Source organism: Dictyobacter sp. Z7_2 (assembly GCF_057551105.1).
Genome location: NZ_BAAJPE010000001.1, coordinates 1,180,950 through 1,206,713, shown reverse-complemented (window position 1 = coordinate 1,206,713; position 25,764 = coordinate 1,180,950). Strand labels below are relative to the sequence as shown.

The 25,764-nt window shown below is 52.5% G+C and carries 18 protein-coding genes; 12 read left to right on the top strand and 6 right to left on the bottom strand.

The window, feature by feature from the left end; all coding sequences use genetic code 11:
• Nucleotides 1-110: 110 nt before the first annotated feature.
• Nucleotides 111-1,805, bottom strand: a complete 1,695-nt coding sequence (locus tag AC27N8_RS04525) for an ABC transporter substrate-binding protein (RefSeq protein ID WP_487064387.1) — start codon at nucleotides 1,803-1,805, stop codon at nucleotides 111-113.
• A 651-nt stretch (nucleotides 1,806-2,456) separates the two neighbouring features.
• Between AC27N8_RS04525 and AC27N8_RS04520 the strand changes: the two genes are divergently transcribed.
• From AC27N8_RS04520 to AC27N8_RS04500, 5 genes are all read left to right on the top strand, one after another.
• On the top strand, nucleotides 2,457-5,531 hold the full coding sequence (locus AC27N8_RS04520) for a discoidin domain-containing protein (protein WP_487064385.1): 3,075 nt from the start codon (nucleotides 2,457-2,459) through the stop codon (nucleotides 5,529-5,531).
• Between the two features lie 210 nt (nucleotides 5,532-5,741).
• Nucleotides 5,742-7,913, top strand: coding sequence for a discoidin domain-containing protein (locus AC27N8_RS04515; protein ID WP_487067902.1), 2,172 nt, complete (start codon nucleotides 5,742-5,744; stop codon nucleotides 7,911-7,913).
• A gap of 57 nt (nucleotides 7,914-7,970) precedes the next feature.
• A complete protein-coding gene (locus tag AC27N8_RS04510) occupies nucleotides 7,971-8,138 on the top strand; it encodes a hypothetical protein (protein ID WP_487064383.1) in 168 nt (55 codons plus the stop codon).
• A 104-nt stretch (nucleotides 8,139-8,242) separates the two neighbouring features.
• On the top strand, nucleotides 8,243-11,818 hold the full coding sequence (locus AC27N8_RS04505; protein WP_487064381.1) for a glycoside hydrolase family 3 C-terminal domain-containing protein: 3,576 nt from the start codon (nucleotides 8,243-8,245) through the stop codon (nucleotides 11,816-11,818).
• Nucleotides 11,819-11,843: 25 nt separating this feature from the next.
• Nucleotides 11,844-15,137, top strand: coding sequence for a glycosyl hydrolase (locus AC27N8_RS04500; RefSeq protein ID WP_487064379.1), 3,294 nt, complete (start codon nucleotides 11,844-11,846; stop codon nucleotides 15,135-15,137).
• An 81-nt stretch (nucleotides 15,138-15,218) separates the two neighbouring features.
• Here AC27N8_RS04500 and AC27N8_RS04495 read toward each other — a convergent pair whose 3' ends face one another.
• From AC27N8_RS04495 to AC27N8_RS04485, 3 genes are all read right to left on the bottom strand, one after another.
• The gene (locus tag AC27N8_RS04495; RefSeq protein ID WP_487064377.1) at nucleotides 15,219-15,878 is read right to left on the bottom strand and encodes a response regulator; all 660 of its coding nucleotides are present in this window, start codon (nucleotides 15,876-15,878) and stop codon (nucleotides 15,219-15,221) included.
• A 16-nt stretch (nucleotides 15,879-15,894) separates the two neighbouring features.
• The gene (locus tag AC27N8_RS04490; RefSeq protein WP_487064375.1) at nucleotides 15,895-17,373 is read right to left on the bottom strand and encodes a sensor histidine kinase; all 1,479 of its coding nucleotides are present in this window, start codon (nucleotides 17,371-17,373) and stop codon (nucleotides 15,895-15,897) included.
• 192 nt (nucleotides 17,374-17,565) lie between these two features.
• Entirely contained in the window at nucleotides 17,566-18,351 is a 786-nt protein-coding gene (locus AC27N8_RS04485) for a CPBP family intramembrane glutamic endopeptidase (protein WP_487064373.1), read from the bottom strand.
• 283 nt (nucleotides 18,352-18,634) lie between these two features.
• Between AC27N8_RS04485 and AC27N8_RS04480 the strand changes: the two genes are divergently transcribed.
• From AC27N8_RS04480 to AC27N8_RS04465, 4 genes are all read left to right on the top strand, one after another.
• Nucleotides 18,635-19,576 carry an LLM class F420-dependent oxidoreductase gene (locus AC27N8_RS04480; protein ID WP_487064371.1) on the top strand — a complete coding sequence of 314 codons (942 nt, stop codon included), beginning with the start codon at nucleotides 18,635-18,637 and terminating at the stop codon, nucleotides 19,574-19,576.
• Nucleotides 19,577-19,683: 107 nt separating this feature from the next.
• On the top strand, nucleotides 19,684-20,658 hold the full coding sequence (locus AC27N8_RS04475; RefSeq protein WP_487064369.1) for a ring-cleaving dioxygenase: 975 nt from the start codon (nucleotides 19,684-19,686) through the stop codon (nucleotides 20,656-20,658).
• A gap of 32 nt (nucleotides 20,659-20,690) precedes the next feature.
• A complete protein-coding gene (locus AC27N8_RS04470) occupies nucleotides 20,691-21,365 on the top strand; it encodes an alpha/beta hydrolase (RefSeq protein WP_487064367.1) in 675 nt (224 codons plus the stop codon).
• 320 nt (nucleotides 21,366-21,685) lie between these two features.
• A complete protein-coding gene (locus AC27N8_RS04465) occupies nucleotides 21,686-22,567 on the top strand; it encodes an SDR family oxidoreductase (RefSeq protein ID WP_487064365.1) in 882 nt (293 codons plus the stop codon).
• 225 nt (nucleotides 22,568-22,792) lie between these two features.
• Here AC27N8_RS04465 and AC27N8_RS04460 read toward each other — a convergent pair whose 3' ends face one another.
• Nucleotides 22,793-23,104 carry a hypothetical protein gene (locus AC27N8_RS04460; protein WP_487064363.1) on the bottom strand — a complete coding sequence of 104 codons (312 nt, stop codon included), beginning with the start codon at nucleotides 23,102-23,104 and terminating at the stop codon, nucleotides 22,793-22,795.
• A 92-nt stretch (nucleotides 23,105-23,196) separates the two neighbouring features.
• Nucleotides 23,197-24,309, bottom strand: a complete 1,113-nt coding sequence (locus AC27N8_RS04455; RefSeq protein WP_487064361.1) for an ArsR/SmtB family transcription factor — start codon at nucleotides 24,307-24,309, stop codon at nucleotides 23,197-23,199.
• Between the two features lie 327 nt (nucleotides 24,310-24,636).
• Here AC27N8_RS04455 and AC27N8_RS04450 point away from each other — a divergent pair, with 327 nt between their 5' ends.
• From AC27N8_RS04450 to AC27N8_RS04440, 3 genes are all read left to right on the top strand, one after another.
• Nucleotides 24,637-24,837: a hypothetical protein gene (locus tag AC27N8_RS04450; RefSeq protein WP_487064359.1), complete on the top strand. Its 201-nt coding sequence runs from the start codon at nucleotides 24,637-24,639 to the stop codon at nucleotides 24,835-24,837.
• A 106-nt stretch (nucleotides 24,838-24,943) separates the two neighbouring features.
• Nucleotides 24,944-25,528 (top strand): hypothetical protein, encoded by a 585-nt coding sequence (locus tag AC27N8_RS04445; protein WP_487064357.1) that lies wholly within the window; start codon nucleotides 24,944-24,946, stop codon nucleotides 25,526-25,528.
• 14 nt (nucleotides 25,529-25,542) lie between these two features.
• On the top strand, nucleotides 25,543-25,722 hold the full coding sequence (locus AC27N8_RS04440; RefSeq protein ID WP_487064355.1) for a hypothetical protein: 180 nt from the start codon (nucleotides 25,543-25,545) through the stop codon (nucleotides 25,720-25,722).
• The last annotated feature ends 42 nt before the right edge of the window (nucleotides 25,723-25,764 follow it).

The following is a 25,764-nucleotide window of genomic DNA, read 5'->3' as shown; positions in this document are numbered from 1 at the left end:
AGAATGGATGATATGCCGGGAATATACCGCGCACAGGAGGCGTCACTTTACGCGATCTGACCTCAAGAGAGTGCCGGTGAGCAGTTCTCTGAGGTCAGATCAGACAAAGATCAGGCAGCCGGTTTGAGATTTAAGATCACAATTTCGGCGTCAGGGAAGTCGAATGGGGCCGGTGACGCGTATGGATTGTCGGCGGTGGGCCAACCAACGAAATTGGACGTGCTATATTCATTCCAGGTTGCACCAAAGACGAGTGGAATGCTGGGCAATTGCTCGACCATCACCTTTTGCAGGCCGTAGAGCGCTTTTTGTTGGACGCTCTTATCTGCTGTGGTGGCGTAATCTTTCAAGTACTGATCGGTGGCGGGATCGTTCCAGCGCTCGAAATTGGAAGAAGCTACTTTGCCGATTGGGGCCGTGTTGTTACTGTTGAGCAATGAGTTGTAGAGGTAGAAGGGCGTTGAACCTGGATTGGTCCAGGAGATGGCCATGTCATAGCTACCTGTCTGCAAGGCGCTGAAGTAAGCGTTATAGGAAAGGGAGTTGACTCTGGCATCAATACCGATGGCTTTGAGGTTACTGGCCATGATCTGTGTGGCGGTTACCCAGTCGGTCCAGCCGGTGACGACATTGATGTTGAATGAGAGCTTTTTCCCGTTTTGATCAACGTAGATGCCATCAGATCCTTTGGTGAAGCCAGCGCCGGTCAGCAATTGCGTGGATTTTGCGGTATCCAGGGTGAAGGCGGCGTTGGCGTAGGTGGGATCTAAAAAGCTTTTATTGGCCGGGAGAACCAGGCCGGTCGGGTTCGCAACTGGCTCATAGTTGCTTTCAGCAACTTTATAGATCTGGTTACGATCGATGGCGCTGCTGATGGCCTGACGGAAGGCCAGCTGGTTAAATGGAGCTTTGCCGGTGTTCAAGTAGAGCATAACGACGTTGCGGCTGGGGAACCAGTAATGGTTATGGGCCGAGTCTTTCGAAACGAAGGTTTGCTCGATGTTGGGCGTAAAGAGTCCGGTCCAGTCCACATCTTTATGCGCCAGGAGCAATTCTGCGCTCGTGTTCGAGTTAAACGAGGGGTAGCGCAGTTCGTTGACTGCTGGTTTGCCTGGCTGCCAGTAGTTGGTGTTTTTGGTGAGGTCGATCAGTTGCGGGCTAAAGGATTTGAGTTTGTATGGTCCGGTGCCGATCGGGCTGGTATCAGCATATTTCGTTGGATCTCCCACGTTCGACCAGTGTTGTTTGGAGACGATCCATGTCTGTCCGGCCAGATACCACAAAATAGGCGAGAAGGCGGTTTTTAACGTGACGACAACGGTGCTGCTGTCTGGATTCGTGACGGTGTTGATGGTCTGCCAGAGGCTATTGGTGTCTGCCGCAGGATACTGTTTCAGCATTTGTAGCGTGAAAACAACATCATCGGCGCTAAAGGTAGTGCCATCGCTCCACTTAACGTCCTTACGCAGATTGAATGTAATCGTTTTCGCATCGGAAGAGATCTGATAGCTCTGTGCCAGCCAGGGCTTGGTGGTGCCATCCATGCGATTAAAGAAAAGTAACGTCTCATAGATCAAGCCCTGTGCACCGTTGTTGGGTGTGGAAGAATAAGGGCTGAAGCCGTTCGTGAAGTCGCCCTTTGGGCTGGGGACTATGGTCAGAACGGAATTGGTTGTGGACGTTTTGGTTGGACTGCTTTGACCGCACGCGGCTAATATGATGATCAGAAGTGTCAGAAACGAAAGGGCAACCGTCTTTGTATGCTTCTTCGCTTGGCGAGGCAAAGAAAAAGTGTCGGGAGACATAGGGATACCTCCTCATAAAAATAAATCATGCATTGATCTATTTATATGCTTCATTGCTTGTTTCACGTGGATACCCAAAAAATAACCGTTTTTGCTGGTGGTGTGGCCAACCCAACTGTTGGCTGGATGAGTACAAGATGCCGGATTCCCGTGTCATCAGGGCGCTCGGTTCTCCTTCCATAGGAGAGGCGATGGCGTTGATGAGAGATGACTGCTTTAGTCGGGACGCATCAGAAGATGGATAGGATGATGCTGTTGTTCTTCGTTGCCGCTGCTACTCCTTTCTCTCTGTTGATGCCTTCCTTAACATCCCCATATCGATAGTTTTCGAAAAATCATCGGCGAACTATAGTTTAAATATACTTATTTATAGATGGGTTGTCAAGTTGTTTTTGGCTGTCGTTGAAAAGGAGCCTAAAAGGAGCTTTATCTTTTTATCTGGTCGAATTGCAGCGAGGAGAATTCGTTCCTGGTAGCCGCTCGCTACTTGACAAGCAATAAAATAATCACTATATTTATACTATTGCTCCGATATTGATTTCGTAAAATATCGAAAAGAGGCACCGATGCCTCGCTTTATTTTCTCTGATGTAGCACTTGGAAAGGAACACGTCCTCACATATTTATGTAAAAGGCTAACAAGGAGATGTCATGGATGCACATCCTGTCGGTACTATGAGGCACCGAAAAAAAGTTCAACGGTTGATCGCAGTACTCATGCTATTTTGTACCATGGTTGGAATCTTAGCGTATCCTATCCTCACTCCCACGTATGCAGCTGGAACGCGCGTAGTTCTCAATCCGGCTGCCAGCAGTTGCGGCACGACAAATGTTGCCCTCAATCGACCTGTCACTGCCTCGTCGACTGAGAATGTTGCTACCCCTGCTTCCTATGCTGTCGATGGCAATACGACGACACGCTGGTCCAGTGCCGCCAGCGATCCACAATGGCTCCAGATCGATCTTGGAAGTACCCAGACTATCTGCCAGGTTGTCATTCAATGGGAGACTGCCTACGCGACGGCCTATCAGCTCCAACTCTCCCCGGACGCGACAAACTGGACCACTATCTATTCCACGACCACAGGTGCAGGTCACACGGAAACACTGACTATCTCCGGTAGTGGTCGCTATCTCCGCCTGACCGGCACAAAGCGTGCGACTCAATATGGCTATTCGCTCTACGAATTGCAGGCATTTGCTGGCACGAGTACCGGGACAACACCGGTAGTTACTCCCACTGCCACATCGACGCCCACAACCAACTGGACGCCGGTCTGGAGCGATAATTTTGCGGGTGCGTCAGGCACCGCTCCCTCGGCGAGCAACTGGATCGAGGATACCGGAACCAGTTCCGCTGGTGGTCCCGCCAACTGGGGCACCGGTGAGGTCGAGACGATGAGCAACTCGACCGCGAACGTTTCTGTGGATGGGAATAACCATCTGAACATTACCGCGCTCAACACCAACGGAACGTGGACCTCCGGGCGGATCGAATCGCAGCGCAGTGACTTTGCGGCACCCGCTGGTGGCATGATGGAGATCACTGCCTCCCTCAAGCAGCCAAATCCAACCAACGGCCTGGGTTACTGGCCTGCCTTCTGGACATTAGGAAGCGGCAATCGCACCAGCGGTCAGGCGTGGCCGGGCGTTGGCGAGCTGGATATTATGGAGGATGTGAATGCCCGTAACGAAGCGGCTGCCACGCTCCATTGTGGGACAGATCCAGCTGGTCCATGTAACGAACCGAACGGCCTGGGGAGCGGATTAGCTACCTGCTCAGGTTGCCAGACCGGATACCACACCTATGCGGTGGTTGTCGACCGGACCAAGTCGAACGAAGAGGTGCGCTGGTATCTGGATAATCAGCAGATCTGGATTGTCCATGAGAGCCAAGTTGGCGTCAGCACGTGGCAGGCGGCGATTGATCATGGCTTCTTCATCATCTTTGACCTGGCAATCGGTGGAGCATTCCCTAACGGCGTCTGTGGCTGTACCTCGCCGACCAGTGCGACCTCTTCTGGCGGTACCTTGAGCATTGGCTCAGTCGGTGTCTACCAGACGACCGGTACTCCTCCCACCCCGCTGACAACCCCTCCGACTCCAACGACGTCGAGCGTTGTCTCGGTCACGGGGACTCAGGGCAACTGGCAGCTGACCGTAAATGGATCACCTTATCAGATCAAAGGTGTTACTTTTGGACCTCCAGTGGCAGCCTCCGAAGCGTATATGACCGATCTTCAATCGATGGGAGTCAATACCGTACGCACCTGGGGCACCGATGATACGACCCTCCCGCTACTCAATTCGGCGGCGGCGCACGGCATCAAGGTCATCAATGGCTTCTGGTTGGGGCAGGGGAATGATTATCTCAATGATGCCAACTATAAGTCGACGACTCTCACGACTATCAAGAACTGGGTCACGACGTATAAGAACAATCCGGGCGTCCTGATGTGGGATGTCGGGAATGAGGTGCTCCTCAGCTTGCAGAACACGTATTCAGGAACGCAATTGGAGCAAGAGCGCAATGCGTACGCGCAGTATATTGATCAGGTTGCGCAGGCGATCCACACGATCGATCCCTATCATCCGGTGACCTCGACGGATGCCTGGACCGGCGCCTGGCCTTACTATAAAGCAAATTCCCCCCATCTCGATCTGTATGCGGTCAACGCCTATGGTTCATCTTGTGCCCTCAAACAGGACTGGATCAATGGCGGATACACGAAGCCCTACATTGTCACCGAATCGGGTCCCGCTGGTGAGTGGGAGGTGCCCAATGATGCCAATGGCGTGCCAACTGAGCCGACCGATGTGCAGAAGAGTCAGGGCTATGTAACGGCCTGGAATTGTATCACGGGTCATACCGGCGTCGCTCTGGGAGCAACGCTCTTCAACTATGGCATCGAGAACGATTTCGGCGGCGTATGGTTCAATCTGATTACCGGACATTGGAATAGGCTTGCCTACTATGCGGTGAAGCAGCTCTTTACCGGACAGACATCCGCTAACACGCCACCAGTCATCTCAAGCATTGCGCTCAGCGCGAACAGCGTTGCAGCGAAGAGTCAATTCACGGTCAACATCAACGTGAGCGATCCGAATAACGATCCGCTGCGCTACCATGTGATGTTTACAAGCAAGTATGTCGATACGGGAACGGGATTGCAGAATGCAACCTTTACTCAGACCGGAACTACCTCGTTTGCGGTGACGGCTCCCTCGACGTTGGGTACGTGGAAGGTCTACGTGTACGCTTACGATGGTCAGGGCAACGTCGGCATCGAAACGAAATCCTTTAAGGTGGTCCCACCGCCGGTGACTGGCACGAATGTAGCCAGCGGAAAAACGACGACTGCATCATCGTTTCAGGCCACCGGGACGGGCGCACCGTATCCGGCATCGAACACGACCGACGGAAACTTTGCGACACGCTGGGCCAGCGACTGGAGTGATCCGCAGTGGGTGCAGGTTGATCTGGGTCAGGTGACCACGATCAGTCATATCCAGCTGGCCTGGGAATCTGCCTACGCGAAGGCGTATCAGATTCAGGTCTCCAATGACGGCAGCACCTGGACCACGATCTATTCAACCAGTAACGGCGGTGGCGGCTTTGAGGATTTTGATGTGACAGGCTCGGGTCGATACGTGCGTCTGTATGGGACCCAGCGCGCTACTACCTATGGATATTCCCTCTGGGAGTTTGGAATTTATACACGCTAACACCGTGGCTAGAGAGCGTCCAGCAGATTACGCCAGAGCAATCTGCTGGACTCCCTCGGCGCCAGCGGGATATCAGTGCTATTTTGTCTTATTTGTTTTGAGTGCAGAGATGTTACTTCAAGAGATTGAGAAGGAGATGCTATGGATGCAGTTTCTTCGGGCGCTAAGATGCGTTGGAAAAGAATACAACGTCTTTTGATTGGCTTTGTGATGCTTTGTACATTGGTCGGATCGCTACTGGTGTATCCCTTATTTTCTCATCCTCCAGTAGCCAACGCGGCCGCATCATTGTTATCGCAGGGGAAGACCGCGACAGCCTCTTCAGTTGAAGCGGCTGGTACACCGGCCTCCTCTGCCGTCGATGGAGATCTGGGCACGCGTTGGTCAAGCGCCTTTAGCGATCCACAATGGCTACAAGTTGATCTTGGGGCCAGCGACTCTATCACCCAGGTTATCTTGCACTGGGAATCTGCTTACGCGACAGCGTATCAGATCCAGGTTTCAAATGATGCTACCAATTGGAGCAATATCTACTCCACAACCACCGGAGCCGGCGGTACCGAGACCTTGAATGTGACCGGTACCGGTCGCTATGTCCGTTTCTACGGTACGGCACGTGCGACGGCCTATGGATATTCGTTGTGGGAGTTCCAGGTCTATGGCAGCACCTCGACTGGAACGGCCTGTGGGACGACCAATAGCGCCCTTAATAAGACCGCGACAGCTTCATCGGTCGAGGCTGGCAACGTCTTCGTCCCGGCCAGTGCGGTCGATGGCAATTCGGGGACGCGCTGGTCGAGTGCCGCCAGTGATCCACAATGGCTGCAAGTTGATCTGGGCTCGCAGCAATCGATCTGCGAAGTCGCGCTGCAATGGGAGGCTGCCTACGCGAAGGCGTATCAGATCCAGGTCTCGAATGATGCCACCAATTGGACGACGATCTATTCCACGACCACTGGTCCCGGTGGTACCGAGCTCATTTATGCTTCAGGCAGCGGCCGCTATATTCGTTTCTACGGGACTACCCGTGCGACGGCGTATGGATATTCGCTGTGGGAATTTGAGGTCTTTACGAGTAGTGGCGGTACTTCTACACCGACGCCAACCCCAACCAAAGCACCGACACCGACACCAACGGCTACATCAACGCCAGTCTCGGGGAGCGTCTTATTATCCTATAACAAGCCAGCCGTGGCCTCATCGTCCCAGGACGACGCCAATTGTTCTGGATGTACGCCGGCCAAAGCGTTCGATCAGGACCCCGCGACGCGCTGGGCAACCAGCGATACAACTGGTTGGGTAGATCCAGGCTGGATCTATGTCGATCTGGGGGCGACGGCGAACATCTCGCAGGTCGTGTTGCAATGGCAGTACGCCTATGCGACAGCCTATCAGATTCAGGTGTCGGGCGACGCCACCAATTGGACGACGATCTACTCGACAACTACAGGCAAAGGATTCCTGGAGACTTTGAACGTGTCTGGTAGCGGTCGCTACGTTCGCATGTATGGCACCGCACGCTCAACCGCCTATGGATACTCACTATGGGAATTCAAGGTCTATGGCACAGGAGGAAATCCGACCACACCGCCAGCGGCACCACCCAATCCGCGCAATCCCGAGCAGCTCGTCTGGAGCGACGAGTTTAATGGAGCGGCTGGTACTACTCCCGATGCGTCCAAGTGGACGGCCGAGACTGGTCCTGGTCCCAACAATGAGTTGGAATATTATACGAACAACAAAAATGCTCAGATGGATGGCAATGGTGATCTGGTGATGACCGCCCGTAAAGAGGTGACTGCAGGATCAAGTTGTCCCACTGATCCACTCACGGGCAGCACTACCTGTCAATATACCTCGGCACGCATCAACACGCACGGGCACTACAGCTTTACCTATGGACACGTTGAAGCACGCATCAAAGTCTCGGGCACGCAAGGACTCTGGCCTGCCTTCTGGCTACTTGGCAGCAACTACTTTGATAGCAATACGCCGTGGCCCAACTGCGGCGAGATCGATATCATGGAACACATCGGCAAGGAGCCGAGTACGGTGCACTCGACCATTCACGCACCGGCCTACAATGGAGCTGGCGGCATCGGCGGTCCCGACACGCTGGCCAACTCTGCTGATTTTGCCAGCGCTTTCCACGTCTTCGCCCTCGATTGGGATAGCACGCACATGACCTTCTCCGTTGACGGTGGCGCGTTCCTGACCCTTGAGAAGAGCACGATCGAAAGCACGAATGGCCCATGGGTCTATGATCATCCATTCTTTATCATTCTCAACAATGCGGTCGGCGGCGACTGGCCTGGGAATCCCGATAGCACAACCGTATTCCCGCAGCAGATGATCGTGGATTATGTCCGTGTGTACCAATAAAAAGTAGCGTCCAATACGCTCAAGTGAAGGAGCCGCTCCCATTCGCCCTAGGGGCTAATGCTCACCGACGTAGTGGCGCGGCTCCGCCGTGCTGTCAGTAGCTCGTATGAAGCTGCTCGGGTGCGGCTCTCAAGGAAAGAGGTCTCAATGGAACGCTATGGGGAGCGTGGTCGTACGAGTCACAGACAGCACGGCGGAGCCGCGCCGCTACGTCGGCTGGCTTGATCTCTTGAGCGTATTGGATGCAATTCGACATTGTTACGGTGGGTGAATGATTCACCTGTATGGATTCCTCTCCGCTGAGGAATATTGCAACACAAGGAGGTAATATGCACCAGATGCGCATGCGTCGGAGGATACTATGTATCTTTGTCCTCTCGCTTAGCCTGTTCCTTGTTGGTGTGCAGCTAGTTCCCTCTGTTTTAGCGCACGAGTCTCTTGTAACGCGCAGCTGGATGAGTACGGCGCTGACTCCCGATCAACGCGCCGATCAATTGTTGGCCCAGATGACTCTGGATGAGAAGATTGCTCTCATGCATGGTGCCAACGGTTCGTATGTGGGTAACGTGCCAGCGAATACGCGTCTGGGCATCCCGGCGCTCAACTTGCAGGATGGTCCTGCCGGTGTCGGGGATGGGATGACTCAGGTGACGGCTTTTCCTGCTCCTATCGCCGGAGCTGCCAGCTGGGATACTGCTCTGATGCAGCAGTATGGACAGGCTTTAGGTAGCGAGCAGATGGGTAAAGGGACGAATGTCGTTTTGGGACCGACCGTCAATATTTTGCGCAATCCGAACTGGGGACGCAGCTTCGAGAGCTTTGGTGAAGATCCCTATCTCAATGGACAGATCGCAGTAGCTGACATCAATGGTATTCAGAGTCAGTATGCCATTGCCACGGTCAAGCACTATGCAGCCAACAATCAGGAATACGATCGCGGGACGGTGAACGCGAATATCGATGAGCGTACGCTGCATGAGATCTATCTGCCAGCTTTTGAGGCAGCTGTCAAGCAGGGACAGGCTGGCTCTGTAATGTGTTCTTACAATCTCGTCAACGCCATCTACGCCTGTGAACAGGCGGAATTGCTCAATCAGGTTCTCAAGCAAGGCTGGGGCTTTCCCGGTTTTGTAATGTCTGACTGGGGGGCAACGCACAGCACTGTCGCTTCTGCGAATGCTGGACTCGATATGGAGATGCCAGGTGCTTCCTATTATGGGACAGCACTCACCAATGCAGTCCAGAACGGTCAGGTCAGCATGGATACCTTGAACGATCATGTGCATCGTATTCTGCGCACGATGTTTGCCGTTGGCCTGTTTGATCATCCAACCACGGGAGCTCCCGGAAATAATGTGGCCTCTACCGCTGACGCACAGCTGGCTTTGCAGGAGGATGAGCAGGGAAGTGTGCTTCTGAAGAACAATCAGAACGCCCTGCCCTGGAATACATCGCAGGTGCATTCGATTGCCGTGATTGGGGCGGATGCCTCGGTTGCGCCTCAAGTTGTCGGAGGTGGAAGCGCGGGAGTGAATACGCCTCACGTCGTTACGCCGTTGCAGGGAATCACGCAGCGAGCGGGCAGTACCACAACTGTTCAGTATGCGCAGGGACTCGATGCCGCTGGCGATCTGCCGGTGCTGACAACGCAATATCTTACGCCTCCCAGCGGGAGCGGGAATGGATTGCAGGCACAATTTTTCAACAATATGACACTTTCCGGCAATCCTGTTTTGACCCGGACCGATCCCAATCTGGACTTTAATTGGAATGGAGGTTCACCCGGCACCGGTGTCAACTCGACGCAGTGGTCGGCGCGCTGGACCGGAACACTCACTGCTCCTGCTACCGGTACCTATACCTTTACGATTACCAGCGATGATGGAAGTCGCCTGTACATCAACAATCAGCTGGTTATCAACAACTGGTATGATCAGCAATCGACCGCCGCAGGGTACTCGATGCAGTTGACGGCTGGACAAACCTATAACATCAAAGCTGAGTATTATCAGAATGGAGGGGGTAGTAATGCCACTCTGGGATGGAATATTCCCGGACAAAGCACGATGTTTAATCAGGCCACGCAGGCGGCTCAAGCTGCGAATGTCGCCGTTGTTTTCGTCAATGATCGCGAGGCGGAAGCTACCGATCGGGCCAGCCTGGAACTGCCAGGCGCGCAGGATCAGCTTATTCAGGCCGTGGCTCAGGCAAATGCACACACGATTGTTGTGCTGAATACAGGAGCGCCAGTCCTCATGCCGTGGGTAAATCAGGTGCAGGGTATCCTGGAATCCTGGTATCCGGGCCAGGAAGATGGCACAGCGGCGGCGGCACTTCTCTTCGGAGACGTCAATCCGTCGGGAAAGTTGCCGATGACTTTTCCTGCCAGCGCCAGCGATGTGCCTGCGAATACACCCGCTCAATATCCGGGTATCAACGATCAGGAGCAGTACTCGGAAGGCGTCTTTGTTGGCTATCGCTACTACGACAAGAACGCTATCACGCCGCTTTTCCCCTTTGGCCAGGGGCTGTCCTACACTACGTTTTCGTATAGTAATTTGTCTGTCACGCCGAGCTCTGCGTCTTCGACCGGTACTGTGTCGGTAGGCTTTGATGTGACTAATACCGGGACGCGTGCGGGAGCCGAGGTGGCTCAACTTTATCTGGGTATTCCGGCGACGAATGTTGCGGAGCCGCCGAAGCAGCTCAAAGGCTTCCAGAAAGTGATGTTGCAACCCAACCAGACGCAACATATCACCTTTACCATCAATCCGCAGGCGATGTCCTTCTGGGACACGAGCGCCAATAACTGGACGGTTCCGAATGGTACCTTTCAGGTCATGGTTGGCAGCTCGTCGCGTGACATTCGCTTGCAAGGAACTTTCAGTGTCAGTGGATCGGTCTCCAATCCGATACCGACTCCTACTCCGACGCCTTTGCCGACGCCGATCCCAACACCGGTTGGAGGCGGGATACGTATCGATGCGGGCGGCGATGCGGCTCTGAATTTTGTGGCTGATACGGATTTCACCGGAGGCTCGACCGCGAACTCCACGAGTACGATCGATAGCAGTGCTGTGACGAGTCCCGCTCCGCAGAGTGTTTATCAGACGAACCGCTATGGAAACTTTACCTATACGATCCCGAACCTGACGCCTGGTAGCAGCTATACGGTACGGCTGCATTTCGCGGAGACGTACTGGACGCAGGCCGGGAGTCGGACCTTCAATGTCAGTATCAATGGAGCGTCGGTGCTGAGCGCGTTTGACATCCTTGCATCTGCGGGAGCGGCGAATAAAGCGATCGTCAAACAATTCAGCGCGACCGCTGATAGCTCAGGCAAGATCACGATCCAGTTTACGACCGTCAAAGATAATGCCGAGGTGAGTGGGATCGAGGTGCTTGGTACCAGCTCAACACCCCCAACGCCGACGCCCACCTCTACGCCGACACCTGGAGGGAGTGGACTAAAGATCAATTCAGGTGGTAGCGCGGCAACACCTTTTGTGGTTGACGCGGATTTCACTGGAGGATCGACTACAACCTCAAATAATACGATTGATAGCAGTGGCGTCACGAGTCCCGCGCCACAGAGTGTCTATCAGTCGAACCGCTATGGAAGCTTCACCTACACGATCCCTAATCTAACCCCTAATGCTTCCTATACGGTGCGGCTACATTTTGCCGAGACGTATTGGACGCAGGCTGGTAGTCGGACCTTCAATGTCAGTATCAACGGGCAGGCTGTACTGAGCGCCTTTGATATTATTGGGGCCGCTGGGGCGGCCAATAAAGCGATTGTCAGGCAATTTACTACAACCGCTGATAGTTCAGGCAAGATCACGATCCAGTTTGTGACGGTGAAAGATAATGCTCAGGTGAATGGAATCGAGATTTTAGCATAGAAATGGAATGTGAAAGGAAAACAAAATGCAGCAAAAGCTGAGTCGGTTTTCAAAACGCAGCCGAGTGCTTGTTGTGCTCGCAATTGTGATGGCAACGCTTGTCGTGAGCGTCATCGCGGCCCCCATCCAGCGCTCGCAGGCGCAAGCGATTGTCCCGGTTGGATCTGGGAGTTACACCACGGCCGCCCCGGCGGGCGTCACGACTCCTCCGTCGACAATTTATCGTACCGCCAACGTCACCGGCCCGATGCCTACCAGCGATTGGTGGACATCGGTGGCGTGGGCACAACCCGCATTTCCTATTTATCCCTTGCCCCTGGCCTTGCAGACAAGCACTGCGGGCATCGGTGTAAACTATCCAGACCTGCAAGCCGAGACGACTGCAGTCCACGCGGGATACGCGAACGACCTGACGCTCGGTGCTTCGACGGGGACCTTTGCCTCGCCCAATCCGCTGGTGGATGGCTATTCTGATTGGACCGTGTCGATGCTCTGGAATAATGGCGCGGGGAGCACGATGCGGGTGACCGCCGGACAGGGTATCCCTTATCTCTATGCCACCTATGCCAATGAGAATCCACAGCTGACCTTTCCCAGCGTCCCGACCGTCTGGTCTGGGAGCGCCACGACAAGCGTCCTGGGCATCACTATCAATGGACATAATTATGCGCTCTTTGGCGCAAGCGGTTCGACCTGGTCGGGTATTGGCACTACAAAGTTCACGAATAATGCCGCTGGCAAGCAGTATTTCTCGCTGGCTGCGTTACCTGATAATACTGCGGCCACCCTTCAGGCTTTCCAAAAGTATGCCTATTCTTTTGTGACCGGTACTCAAGTTAGCTGGTCATACAATCAGAATAGCAGCCAGGTGGGGACAACCTACACCTTCACGACGCAGGCTAAAGAAGGGACACAGACCGGAACTATTATGGCGCTCTTCCCGAATCAGTGGAAGGTCGCCAATAGCTTTACGCCGCTATCGTACACGTATCACAGCATCCGTGGGACGATGAAAACCATGGCTGGCTCATCCTTCACGACGACGCTAACGTATCATGGTATCCTGCCGAGCTTCCCGGATGTCGGTCAATACAATCAGAGTACGATGATCGATGATGTTGAGCAAGCGACCGCATCCAGTGTCAGCAATACAGTTGGTGATACCTATTGGGGCGGAAAAGCTTTGCTGCAAGCGGCGAATCTGCTCCCCCTGGCGCAGCAGACAGGATTGACATCGGCTTCGAATAAGCTGTTAACCTGGCTGGAAGCCCAGCTGGACGATCACTTTTCCGCGACCGATGCGTCTGGCAACGCGAAAACCACTAATCTCTTTTACTACGATACCGATTGGGGCACTTTGATTGGCTATCCTGCCTCGTATGGATCTGATAGCGATCTTAATGATCATCACTTCCACTACGGCTACTGGATCACTGCGGCGGCCGAAGTTGCTCGCGTCGATCCGGCCTGGGCGACCAAATATGGTGGCATGGTTAAACTGCTGATCAATGATATCGCCGATCCCAGTCGTACCGACACGCAGTTCCCGTTCCTGCGCAACTTCTCACCCTATGAGGGACATTCCTGGGCTTCGGGAAGTGAGCTGGCCTCCTGGGGAAACAACCAGGAATCCTCCTCGGAAGCGATCAACGCCTGGGCGGGCCTGATTGAATGGGGAACCGCGACCGGAAATACGCAGATCCGCGATCTCGGTATCTATCTCTACACGACAGAGACCCAGGCGGTCGAGCAGTACTGGTTTAATGTTGATCATGATAACTTCCCCGCTGGCTACGGCTACGACTATACCGCGCAGGTGTGGGGTGGTCAGATCTGGGATGGTACCTACTTCTCCGCAGATCCACAGGATATTCGCGGCATCAACATTCTGCCAATCACATCGGCATCGATGTATCTGGCCGATAATACCAGTTATGAACGAGAATTTCTGAATGCCATGGCGGCCGAGAATGGTTCGTCGACCTGGAATACCTGGCAAGATACTTTCTGGGAGTATCAGGCTTTTATCGATGCTCCTGGAGCGATCCAGCTCTTCAATGCGCAGCCCAACTATACGCCAGGTGCTTCCGAGTCAAAGGCCTATACCTATTCGATGCTCTACGATATGCAGACGCTTGGCGTGGTGGATGCGGCTGTGACCGCCAATACTCCACTCTATGCGGTCTTTAATCATAGCGGCACGATCAATCACGTTGCCTCTAATGTAGGCACAGCCGCCATTACCGTCACCTTCTCCGATGGGACATCGTTCTCGGTGCCCGCAGGCAAGACGTCAGTGAACGGTACCGTCGTGAATGCACGCACATTGCCGCCCGCAACTGGACTCGATATCAATGCCGGTGGTGGCGAGGATTATCCATTCGTGGCCGATATGGATTTCACTGGCGGAGCGACGGCAAACTCGACCGTCGCGATTAATACGAGTGCTGCGAGCAATCCAGCCCCTCAATATGTGTATCAATCGAACCGCTATGGCAACTTCAGCTATGCCTTTGCCAATCTGACACCGAACACCGCCTATCAGATCCGTCTGCACTTTGCCGAAACATACTGGACGCAGGCGGGACAGAGAGTCTTTAACGTTACGGCCAATGGGACGTCGGTGCTGAGCAACTTTGACATTGTTGCGGCGGCCGGTGGAGCGAATAAAGCGGTCTCGAAACAAGTTACTGCCACTTCCAATGCCAGCGGCGCGATCACGTTGCAATTTATCAGCGTGACCGACAATGCGGAAGTGAGCGGTATCGAGGTCATTGGGGCCAGCGTCGGCACAGGTACGCCAACGCCCACACCGACAACCGTTGCTAATCCGACGCCGACACCTGTCGTCACGCCAACACCTCCACCCACAGGTAATGGAGTGCAGATCAATTCAGGTGGAAGCGCGGCGGCTCCCTATGTGGCCGACACGGACTTTACGGGCGGGACGGCTGTGACCTCCACGAATACGGTTGATACCAGTGCTGTGACGAATCCCGCGCCACAGAGTGTCTATCAAACGAACCGCTATGGCAACTTCAGCTACACGATTCCCAATCTGACGGCGAACGCCTCCTATACAGTACGACTGCATTTTGCCGAGACCTATTGGACGCAGGCCGGTAGTCGAACCTTCAATGTCAGTATCAATGGGACGTCGGTGCTGAGCGCCTTCGACATCTTCAGCGCCGCCGGGGCGGCGAACAAGGCGGTCGTCAAACAATTCACTGTAACTGCCGATAGCACAGGTAAGATTACGATCCAGTTTACTACTGTGGTAGATAATGCCCAGGTCAATGGCATTGAAGTACTCAAGTAGCTGTTAGCAAAGTGACCATCCAGGAGGTATCTCGCACAAGCTGTGGCTTACCTTCTGGATGTTACAACTTGCCAGTCGGGATCATGATTGTTTTCGGTGGACAAGTCCTTGCTGCCAGGCAAAGACGGCGGCCTGGGTACGATCCAGCATATGTAACTTGCTCAGGATATTGCTAACGTGGCCCTTGACAGTCTTTTCGCTGATTACAAGTTGCTCGGCAATCAACGCATTGGAGCGGCCGTCAGCAATCAGGCGCAGAACCTCTATTTCACGCTCACTTAGATCAAGAAATGGATTAAACACAGCTCTATTGGGATGACGGATCTCCTTGACGACACGGGCCGCAACGCGAGGATGTAAAACGGACTCACCAAGAGCGGCTTTCCGTACGGTCTCCGCCAGCTCAGTCGGACTTGCATCTTTGAGGACATAGGAGAGCGCGCCTGCACGCAGGGCCGGGAAGATATATTCATCTTCATGGTAAGAGGTTAACACAATAACCTGGGTATGCAGGCTCTCGTTTTTGATGCGTCGCGTCGCCTCCACTCCGTCCATGCCAGGCATCACCAGATCAATAAGCAGCACATCAGGAACATGCTCGGCAACCAGGCGTACAGCCTCTTCACCCGATCCTGCCTCGGCAACCACGACAAAATCTGGCTGTATTTCCAGGAAGGCTCGCACTCCCTGTCTGACAATCGCGTGGTCATCCACAATCATAATGCTTATGGGTTCGGTCATCGTTCACTGCTCTTTCTCAGTCCTCACAATAGCTATAATGTGCAATAATTTTTGTACCTTTATTTCTGGCGCTAACGATTTCTAACGTCCCACCAAGTTCTACGAGGCGTTCTTGCATAGAAAGCAGGCCAATGCCACGACCATGTGAACGTAGGTGATCAAAGCCATATCCATCATCGGCAATGGCCAGCCGAATCTCATCGTGCTCACTGTCCAGATCGAGATGGACAGCACTGGCGTGGCTATGGCGGACCACATTAGAGAGCGCTTCTTGCGTGATACGGAACAGCGCTTCTTCGGCCACGAAAGGCATCTGCGCCTCTCCTCTCTGTTCAAAAGTCACGGGTATCCCCGTTTGATGCTGCCAATCGTTGACCAGATCTCGCAAGGCACCGAGCAATCCTTTGCCCTCCAACGCAACCGGGCGCAGCTCGTGAATGAGCGATGTGAGTTCCTGCTGCGACTGACGAATCAGGCGTTCAGCTTCGTTCAGCCGCTCGCGTGCCGCCGTTGCATCATGAGTAAGCAGCTCTTTCGCTGTACTGATCTGCATGGAAACGGCGAAAACCTCCTGTTTTACGCTATCGTGCAAGTCGCGTGCCAGACGATTGCGTTCCTCTAAGGTCGCGAGCTTCTGACGCGTTTGCAGCAGCTCTTGCAGGTGCTCGGCCATGCGATTAAGTTGGCGGCCGAGTTGGCCCAATTCGTCGCCGGAAGTATCGCGTACCACTGGTGTGAAGTTCCCCTGGCTCCATTGATCGACCGCCAGTGATAAGTGGGAAAAGCGGCGTGTAAAGCCACGAGCCGTCATGAAGCCGAAGAGCGTTCCAATGATGCTGGCGCACAGAAGATATACGATAAAACTGACAAGGGTCACGCCCAAAAAGATCAGCAAGACCGCATTCTGGGGTGGCTGCAAATGATCTGCCTTCATTAGAATCGCACCATGCACACGATTATCGCGGCCGACAATAGGAGCGATCAAGTAAAACACACCTTGATCGTTCATGATAGTGGCAGATGGTTCTTGTCTGCTCGTGATGATGTTTTTGAGGCTCTTTGCCGTTTGCTCTGGTAGTTGTGTTTGCAGCTTCGTGCCAGGACGTGGGGCTGGTGCTCCATGCTCGTGTGATGCAATGACCGTTTCATTGCTATCTACGACAACGAGAAACCCCTCATCAGTGACCTCAATGGTATTCGAGTCATTTTGTACGATGATGCCTTTCGTGGTAGATGGAGTCTGATCTTGCAAGATTTTGTTTGCCATATTACCATCTATGGATGTAGTGGTTACATAAGGGCGTAACGCGTTGGCTTTCTGTTCCACATCATTCAGTAGCCAGTGTGGTAGGCTCAGCAGGATGAATATATAGCCAATGCCCAGAACCATTACTTCCATAAAGAGAAGAACGCAGACAGTGGTTAGCGTATAAGAAAAGGTCAGTTTCCACCGGAGCCGTTGAAAGCGGCGAAACCAGCCAACAAAGCGGTCCATAATAGCCTCCCAGCTGTGCGGTAAAGATGCCTGCCAACGTGGTGGTTCCGCACCTTGCCCGCGTTACCATTTTTTCAAGATGAGAGGACATCGGCCCCTATCGCCAGTATAGGCTTTTTCTGGCCGTCTGTAAATCGCACTTATAGAGAAGGACCGATGATCCTGCGACATCAATGTGTGATCGCCGCTTGTCTAATTGAGGGTCAGGTAGGTGAGAATGATGCCACATGTATCAAGGACGCCATGCGCAATGATACCAGTCCACAGATTACGGCGTGCGCTGAGATACACCACCCCAAAGAACAGACCAGAGATGCCCGTCTCAATCATTCCCTTTGGTCCTTGATACGCATGACCAAATGCGAAGATGACCGCAGTAATGAGCAAACTGAGTACCCAACCCAGCCGTGATTTGCCAATTATATCGGTGAGACGCGTCATCAAGTATCCACGATTACTTATCTCCTCGCCGAAAGCGGCAACCGTCCAGGTAACAGTGAGCCAACCAAGCAAGGCTGGTATGTTGTGACCCTTGAGGTTGGAGAGCACGCTAAGATTCTCCGGTGGAAGTGTACCGAGCAGCGGTTTGAGCAGATCAAGTATCAAGGACGAGAACGGCTCAAGCAACATGGCAACCCCGACTAATATCCCTAGCAGGATGACAAGCCACCAGCGTGCCGGGCGTTTCAAGCCGATCGTACGCAAGTCCTGACCACGTAACCACAAGGAAAGCAAAATGAGCGGAACTTCGACAAGTGTGACGATAGGCAGAATAAGCACATTGCCCAGATTGATTGACGGCGTTGAAGAGTTGAAGGCGATGTGGATGATCATCCCTACTACAAATGCAATGAAGACGATTTCCCCGGCAATGGCCCATTTAGAATTTTGGAGTGCTGCCCCAATGGCACCACGGGGAACCGGTGCTGGCTCTGCCTCAATGATAGATGAGTTTGTCGTGTAATCTATGTGTTCCATAAAAAAAATAGCCCTTCGTTTTTTGTTTGTTATATTGCTGCATCAACAATGTATTCATAGGATAATCGAGGAGCGCATATGTGTAGTGGGACCAGAGGCGTGTTTTGTATAGGACCAGAGACGTGTTCATATAAATATGAGGTTTTTTCTATAGCAAGAGGAGCCAGAGCAAAGAGACCCACCAAGCTTCTGTAACAGGGAAGCTTACCGGGCAAAAAACACGACCCTCGTCTGATCTGATAGAATTTAGTAGGAACGTTGTTATAAAAAGGGGTTTACATTTATGGCGATGAAATATGGTATTTCGCTTCCTCAAGGCTGGGTGATGGATCTGGCTCATATCAAAGATCCAGTGGAAGCGTATGAGACGATGACAAGTGTGGCGCAAACTGCGGACGAGGCAGGTTTTACGTCGGCATGGCTCGTGGATCATTTTCATACTATCCCGCAGCCATCGCAGGAAGTTACGTTTGAGTGCTGGACCACGACGGCGGCTCTGGCACGTGATACGAAGAACATTCGTATCGGGCAGATGGTCTCATGTAATGGCTATCGCAATTCCGCGCTGCTGGCGAAGATGGCTTCGACCGTTGATGTGCTCTCGCATGGGCGGCTCAACTTTGGCATCGGAGCCGGCTGGTATGAGCACGAATATCGCGCTTATGGCTATGAGTATCCCGATGCTCCAGAGCGGCTCCGGCAGCTGCGCGAGGCCGTCCAGGTGATCCGGGCAATGTGGACGCAGGAGGAGGCGCAATTTGAGGGGAAATATTATCAGGTACGTGGTGCCATTAATCAGCCCAAAGGCGTGCAGAAGCCGCATATTCCACTCCTGATCGGTGGAGGCGGCGAGAAGGTTACGCTCAAGCTGGTGGCGCAATACGGCGATGCCTGTAACGTAACTGGCGATCTTGCCACGCTGCGGCATAAGTTTGACGTGATCAAGCAGCACTGCGAAGCGATCGGGCGTGATTACAATAGCATTCGTCGTACGACTCTGACAACCTGCTCGATTGGCGATACCGATGAGCAGGCTCTGGCGAAAATTCCTGCTGTGATGAGAGCCAGATTCGCTGGCGATGAGGCGCTGATCGGTACTCCCGACACGCTGCGCAAGCGTCTTGCGGCTTTTGAGGAGGCCGGCGTGCAGGAACTGCTGCTGCGCTTTGCCGATCCAACCGATCTGGCTGCGATACGTCGCTTTGCGCAAGAGTTTATCTCATAAGAGTTGCACGATTTTGATTTGATTTTTTTGTGACTTGTGGATATCCTATCAGTATGTTGAGTGCGTGAAAAATACTTGAGATAGAAGAGATTGTCCAGGAGGCATATATGAGCCACAATACTCTCGCAGGTTTTCATCATCTGACCGCTATTGTAGGAGATCCACAGGAGAATATTCAATTTTATACGCAGGTGCTGGGGCAGCGATTGGTCAAGCAGACCGTCAACTTCGATGACCCTGGCACCTATCATCTCTACTACGGCGACGAGGTGGGGACGCCCGGCACGATCGTCACATTCTTTCCCTGGCCAAATGCGCCGCAGGGGCGTCGGGGAACTGGACAAGTTGTCGATATCTCCTTCTCCGTTCCTGCGACCTCTCTGATTTATTGGAGCGATCGTCTCTCCGAATACGGCGTTGAGTTTACCGGTCCAATCTCACGCTTTAACGAGCAGGTGCTTTCATTCCTTGATCCCCATGGACTCTCGTTGGAACTGATTGCATCCGAGGATGAGGATACGCGTAGTGGCTGGACGTCTGGACCTATCCCGGCGGAGTATGCTATTCGAGGCATCGCCAGCGTGACAATGGCGGAGAATCAATACGAGCGCACGACTGCGATGCTGGTCGATGTGCTTGGTTTTCAGCTTGTGAAGCAGGAAGGCAACCGTTTTAGATATGAGACAGGTGCAGGTGGTCTCGGTGCGCGTGTCGATGTTTTGAGTCAACCGGATCAGCCGCGTGGTAGGATAGCAGTAGGCACCGTGCATCATGTGGCCTGGCGCACGGAGGACGATGCGCATCAGCTCGACTGGCGGCAGTATCTGCTCAGCAACGGCAGCGACGTCACTCCCGTACTGGATCGGCAATACTTTCACTCGATCTACTTTCACGAGCCAGGAGGCGTCCTTTTTGAGATCGCGACCGAGCCTCCCGGTTTTTCTGTCGACGAGTCTGTCGAGCAGTTGGGGACGCATCTCAAGCTGCCACCGACGTTGGAGCCGCAGCGTGCACAGATCGAGGAGGTCTTGCTGCCAATCCAGGTGCCGGAGGAGAATAATGCAGGGCATAGTAATTCATAGCATTGGTACGATACAGTATCTTGGAGAGTGGTATGGGAAATCTTTATCGAGCGGACAATGTGCAAGGACCTCATCAAGGACAGCCTGTGCTGGCGGCCGGAGAGCCTATTGAAAGTGCGAAGGCGGCTATGATCATGATCCATGGCCGTGGCTCGTCGGCCGAGGATATGTTGGGTCTGGCTGGAGAGTTTCATCAACCTGGCTTTACCTATCTGGCCCCGCAGGCGGCGGGACATACATGGTATCCAAACAGCTTCCTTTTTCCAATGGACAGTAATGAGCCTGGCCTGTCGTCTGGTTTAGCCGTTATTGCGAGCTTACTGGATCAACTGGCCGCCGCTGGCATCGCTGCCGAACAGACGGTCATCTGCGGTTTTTCGCAAGGCGCCTGTCTGTCGCTGGAGTTCGCGGCCCGCAATGCTCGACGTTATGGAGGTGTGGTGGGCTTGAGCGGAGCCCTGATCGGTCCCGATGGCACTCCGCGTGATTATCCCGGATCGCTGGCAGAGACACCAGTCTTTCTTGGCTGTAGCGATCGAGATTTCCATATTCCCAGGCCACGCGTTGAATTCTCGGCGGATGTCTTGCAAAAGTTAGGCGGGAATGTCACTGCACGTTTGTATCCTAACATGGGACATACGGTCAATCAGGACGAGGTACAATTTGTGCAAGGGCTCATGGCGGCACTTTTAGCCGCGCAAAAATAGTCATTGCGTCCCGTTCTTTTGACAGATCTTTTGTGACCATGCTATGCTAAAAATAGCTGAAAAAGGCAGGCCGGTTCGGTTAGCCCGGCCAACTCTCATCTCTTGATGAGTGCCACTGTCAACGCGCAAGCGAAGGGACCCACAGCAGAAACAAGGCAGTACTCTGTCTAAAAACTGTGGAGGCCCAAATGGTTATGATTGCGCGTCCTACTTGTGTCTTTCTCCCCATTTTACCTTCTTTTATCCCACAGTTTCGTCAGCATCTGCCCATTTGATTCACACATTAATGTATATGCGTGAATAATAAAGGAGCAATGTACATGATTCTTATCACTGGAGCTACGGGAGGCATTGGGCAGGAACTCTGCCAGCACCTGGGACAGTCAGATGTACAGGCAAGAGCCATGTGCCGCAGAACAGAACAATTGAAGCAATTCACTGATATGGGGCTGGATGCGGTTCTCGGTGATTTTGAAGATCCTGAGAGGCTGAGACAAGCCATGAAAGGCTGTGAAAAATTATTCTTATTAGCCGCGCCTGGACCCAGGCAAACGCAGCATCTAAAGCTAGCCATCGATACAGCGGTAGAAACACACATCCGCCACATTGTCAAAATCTCGACCGCCGATTCCAATCTGGGATCAGAAGTGCCATGGGCAAAGGCCAACACGGAAGGTGATCACTATTTAAGAAGCAAGAAGATTGACTGGACTATTCTGCGTCCTTCGGGCTTCATGCAAAATTTCTTAGAAGCTGCTCACACGATTTCAAAAGGATTTATTACCTATGTTACTGGCGATGGACGCGTAAGCTATATCGATGCCCGTGATATTGCTGCAGTAGCTGCCGCAGTATTGACAGAGGATAACCATGTGAACGCTACCTATTATCTCACAGGACCTGAAGCGTTATCCGTTAAGGAGATTGCGTCCAGGCTATCAGAGGGCCTGGGCTACGAGGTACGAGACGTTCCGATCTCGATTGACGACATGCGGAAAAATCTCCAAAAGGCAGGATTGGAAGAGTGGCGCATTAATGCCATATTTGCGCAATATTCCGTCATCTCATCTGGACATGCCATCGATGTCACCGAAGAAGTCAAGCGTCTGACAGGTCAGAACCCGCGCTCATTTATGCAGTTCGCCAGAGACTATCAAGAGCATCTGACACGAGGAAGGCTGGCATCCGAATTCACACATTAATTACATCTTTTGTATAAAAATGTAGCACAGGGGTTTTACGCCCCTGTGAGGTGCCCATGCCACTCATGTGCCATGTTCAGCTCCCAGCGCCTCCCTGGCAATATGATCAATAGAGGATCTTTGACGCTATGGCACCTCACAGGGGCGTAAAACCCCTGTGCTACATTTGCGGTTTTTCGTGCGAGAAATGTAATAAATGATACATTCTCTCAAAGAGAAGACTCTTTAATGGGTCGCACTTTTGATCTTTGCGCCGTTGCTTCCCAGACGTTGCTCCAAATGCTGCATAAAGGTATCTATTGCCATCTCGCTGTTGGTTGTGCCGACCTCCGGATACCACTCAGAGAGTGTGGAACGTAGATCGCGTCTGATGGCTGCAAAATCGCGGTCGGACAACGATGTTTGTGCTACGGTGGCAGCTGGTGTAGGCTCTAGCGCTGTCTGACGATGGCTATGTTTGGCCATGCGCTCATGTGCGGCCTCTTGTAAGAGAGTGTTCTGACGTTGCTGTGCCAGTGATTGACTGAATGGGTACATGATGTTCTCCTCGTTCCTGTATCAATGTTTGATAATTTAATAAGTGCTCGTACTTCTTATAGTACTGATAAAATCAGATAAATGATGATCTATTATGAGCCGCTGAGAAACTCTTCCAGGAGTGTAGAAACTCTGGCGAGCATCTCCGGGCGTAAACTATATTGTTTTTCGTCGGAGCGTATCCTGATCAAACCGGCGGAACGCAGTAGTCCTAAGTGATGATGCATGGTCGATTTTGCTACGCCGAACTCATCGGAGATCTCCTGCAACGAGTAACTGCGCGTTTTGAGCAGCTTAAGAATCCGTAGCCGACGTTCGTCCGCCAGGGCCTGATAAAGTCTGACCAGTTGTACGGGCGGCGCTGAGCGATCTGGCATGACCGCCTCGTCGGCGATTGGATAGATCATCAGCTTAACGTCTTGTTGGTTTGGAGACTCGTTCCAGGGTCGGCCCAGGTAGGCGGGCACGAGCACAATCTTGCGCACTCCTGCCTCTGGGCCATAAACCAGGCCGTTGGTCGCTATCTCTATCAGCTTTTCAGGGCTAAGTGTGGCTTGCAACTTGTGTTTCGCCTCGAGATCACGCTCAAGCATCTCCTGGATAGCAGCTTCCTGCGGACGAAATACATGCTCATACCATCTCCATAAGAGCTGGATCAGCATCTCCTTCATCTCGTTTGCATCAGATGCGACCAGCTTACGAATACGATCCTGGGCAACTGGATTATCAGGTACGGCTGTTTTGAAAAATTGCTGAAGCGCATCCTCGTCGTTCTCAGCCGTCTGGAGAATGATATCCAGCGGCGTTATCTTGCGCAGGCCGCGCTGATAATAGCCGAGCCAATACAGCCAGAGTTCCAATGGATCAAGTAACTCTAGATAATTCATGAACGTAGGAACATCCCTGGGGAGCGGCGCGTCATATACGAGACCCAGTAGATGCGACCAGCTATTGACCAGACTGGATTGCAAGGTAAAGCGCTCTAAACCCTCCAAAAGATCTTTCGTATTGGACGTTCGGATATTGTCGAACCAGCTATCCCCTACTTCGTATTCATTCGTATTCTCTGACCATTCATGCTCGAAATAAATCAGCAGGCTTACGACAAACTCATAAGCCATGCCCATTTCAAGCTCAACTGCCGGCATCGCATGCGCAGCCTGGCGTCTCTGGGTGGTACTATTTTTCTCTGCATCGCTCATCATTCGTATTCTTTCGCGTTCGATATTTACCGTACAGACATACTATACCTCAGAAACGAACGCGTGTCAAGGAAAATACGGCTCGTTTACAGCTTTTTTTGAGCCTATCACGCTTTTCGTTTGAGTTTTGTCGAATATGAACGTTTGAGTTTTGTCGAATGTAGATTGATTGAATATGTGCCAGCAAAGCTCAGCGCTTTGCTGTAATAAATGTAAGATGAGCTTGACAGTTATTTTTGTTTATGATAATAATTCACTGTTGATTGTTCGGCAGTACATTGATATGCAATCAACATGAGTTAAAACTATTGAAGAAAGAGGAGAAAATACATGAACACAACAAGCCATCCTATAAACAAAAACGATACATTGGTAATGATCGACCTGACCGATGAAGAGTTGACAATGATTACCGGTGGATGCTCTAACAACGATAACAATGATGATAACGATGATAATTGTGATAACGACGATTGGAACGATGATTGTGACAATCACAGCAGTCATCATCATCATTGCAATAATGATTAGAGTGATCAGGAAAGCTTTCATCGCTCCGTGTTAGAACGATGAAGATATCTTGGAAAGAGAGATGACAATGCTCTTTCTTTCCAGGATCTCTAGAATTGATGTTGATATGACGCAACAACAAAATCGCCCACTGTTTCGTGAGCATGCTTTACAGCATTATATGGATAAGAACGACGATACTCTCCTACCAGACATAGTCTCGCCCCCAATTTTTTTGCTTAGCTGGATTTTTTGTGCCCTGATTCTGCTCAGCGGCCTGCTTGCCTGGATGGAGCGTATTCCTGTGTTTATTACCAGTTCGGGGGTGGCGATGGCAAGTGATCAGTCGTTCCATCCTCAGCAAAGCGATGAGCATGTGGTCGTATTTGTCCCGGCCGGGAACAGCACGCAGGTGCACGTCGGGATGCACGTCGGGGCACAGTTTGATACATCGCAACACTATTTTGATGGTGTCATCACGAAAGTTACCCCCCTTGTGCTGAGTCCGGGAAGCATCCAGCAACAATATCATCTGAGTTGTAACGCCGTACAAGATGTGTCGGTTCCATCGATAGCGGTCAACATGCTGGTCAAGGTGCCGCCAGACACAGCGGTGGCCAATGGAACCCCTCTGCAAGTACAAATTCAGACCGGCTCACAACGTGTTCTAGATCTGCTACCCTTTTTTCATAGCATCACGGGAGGCTCTTAATATATTTCTTACACATGAGACATCATTTACTCAAGGTGTTAACGCTCACCGACGTAGCGGCGCGGCTCCGCCGTGCTGTCTGTGACTCGTATGATTCGGCTTGGGAGCGTCTCGCAATGGGACCCTATGGGCAAGATGGTCGTACGAGTCACAGACAGCACGGCGGAGCCGCGCCGCTACGTCGGTTTGCTTGACCTCTTCGGTGGGAGGGGCTCGGCTGTTTCTTGATTAATTCG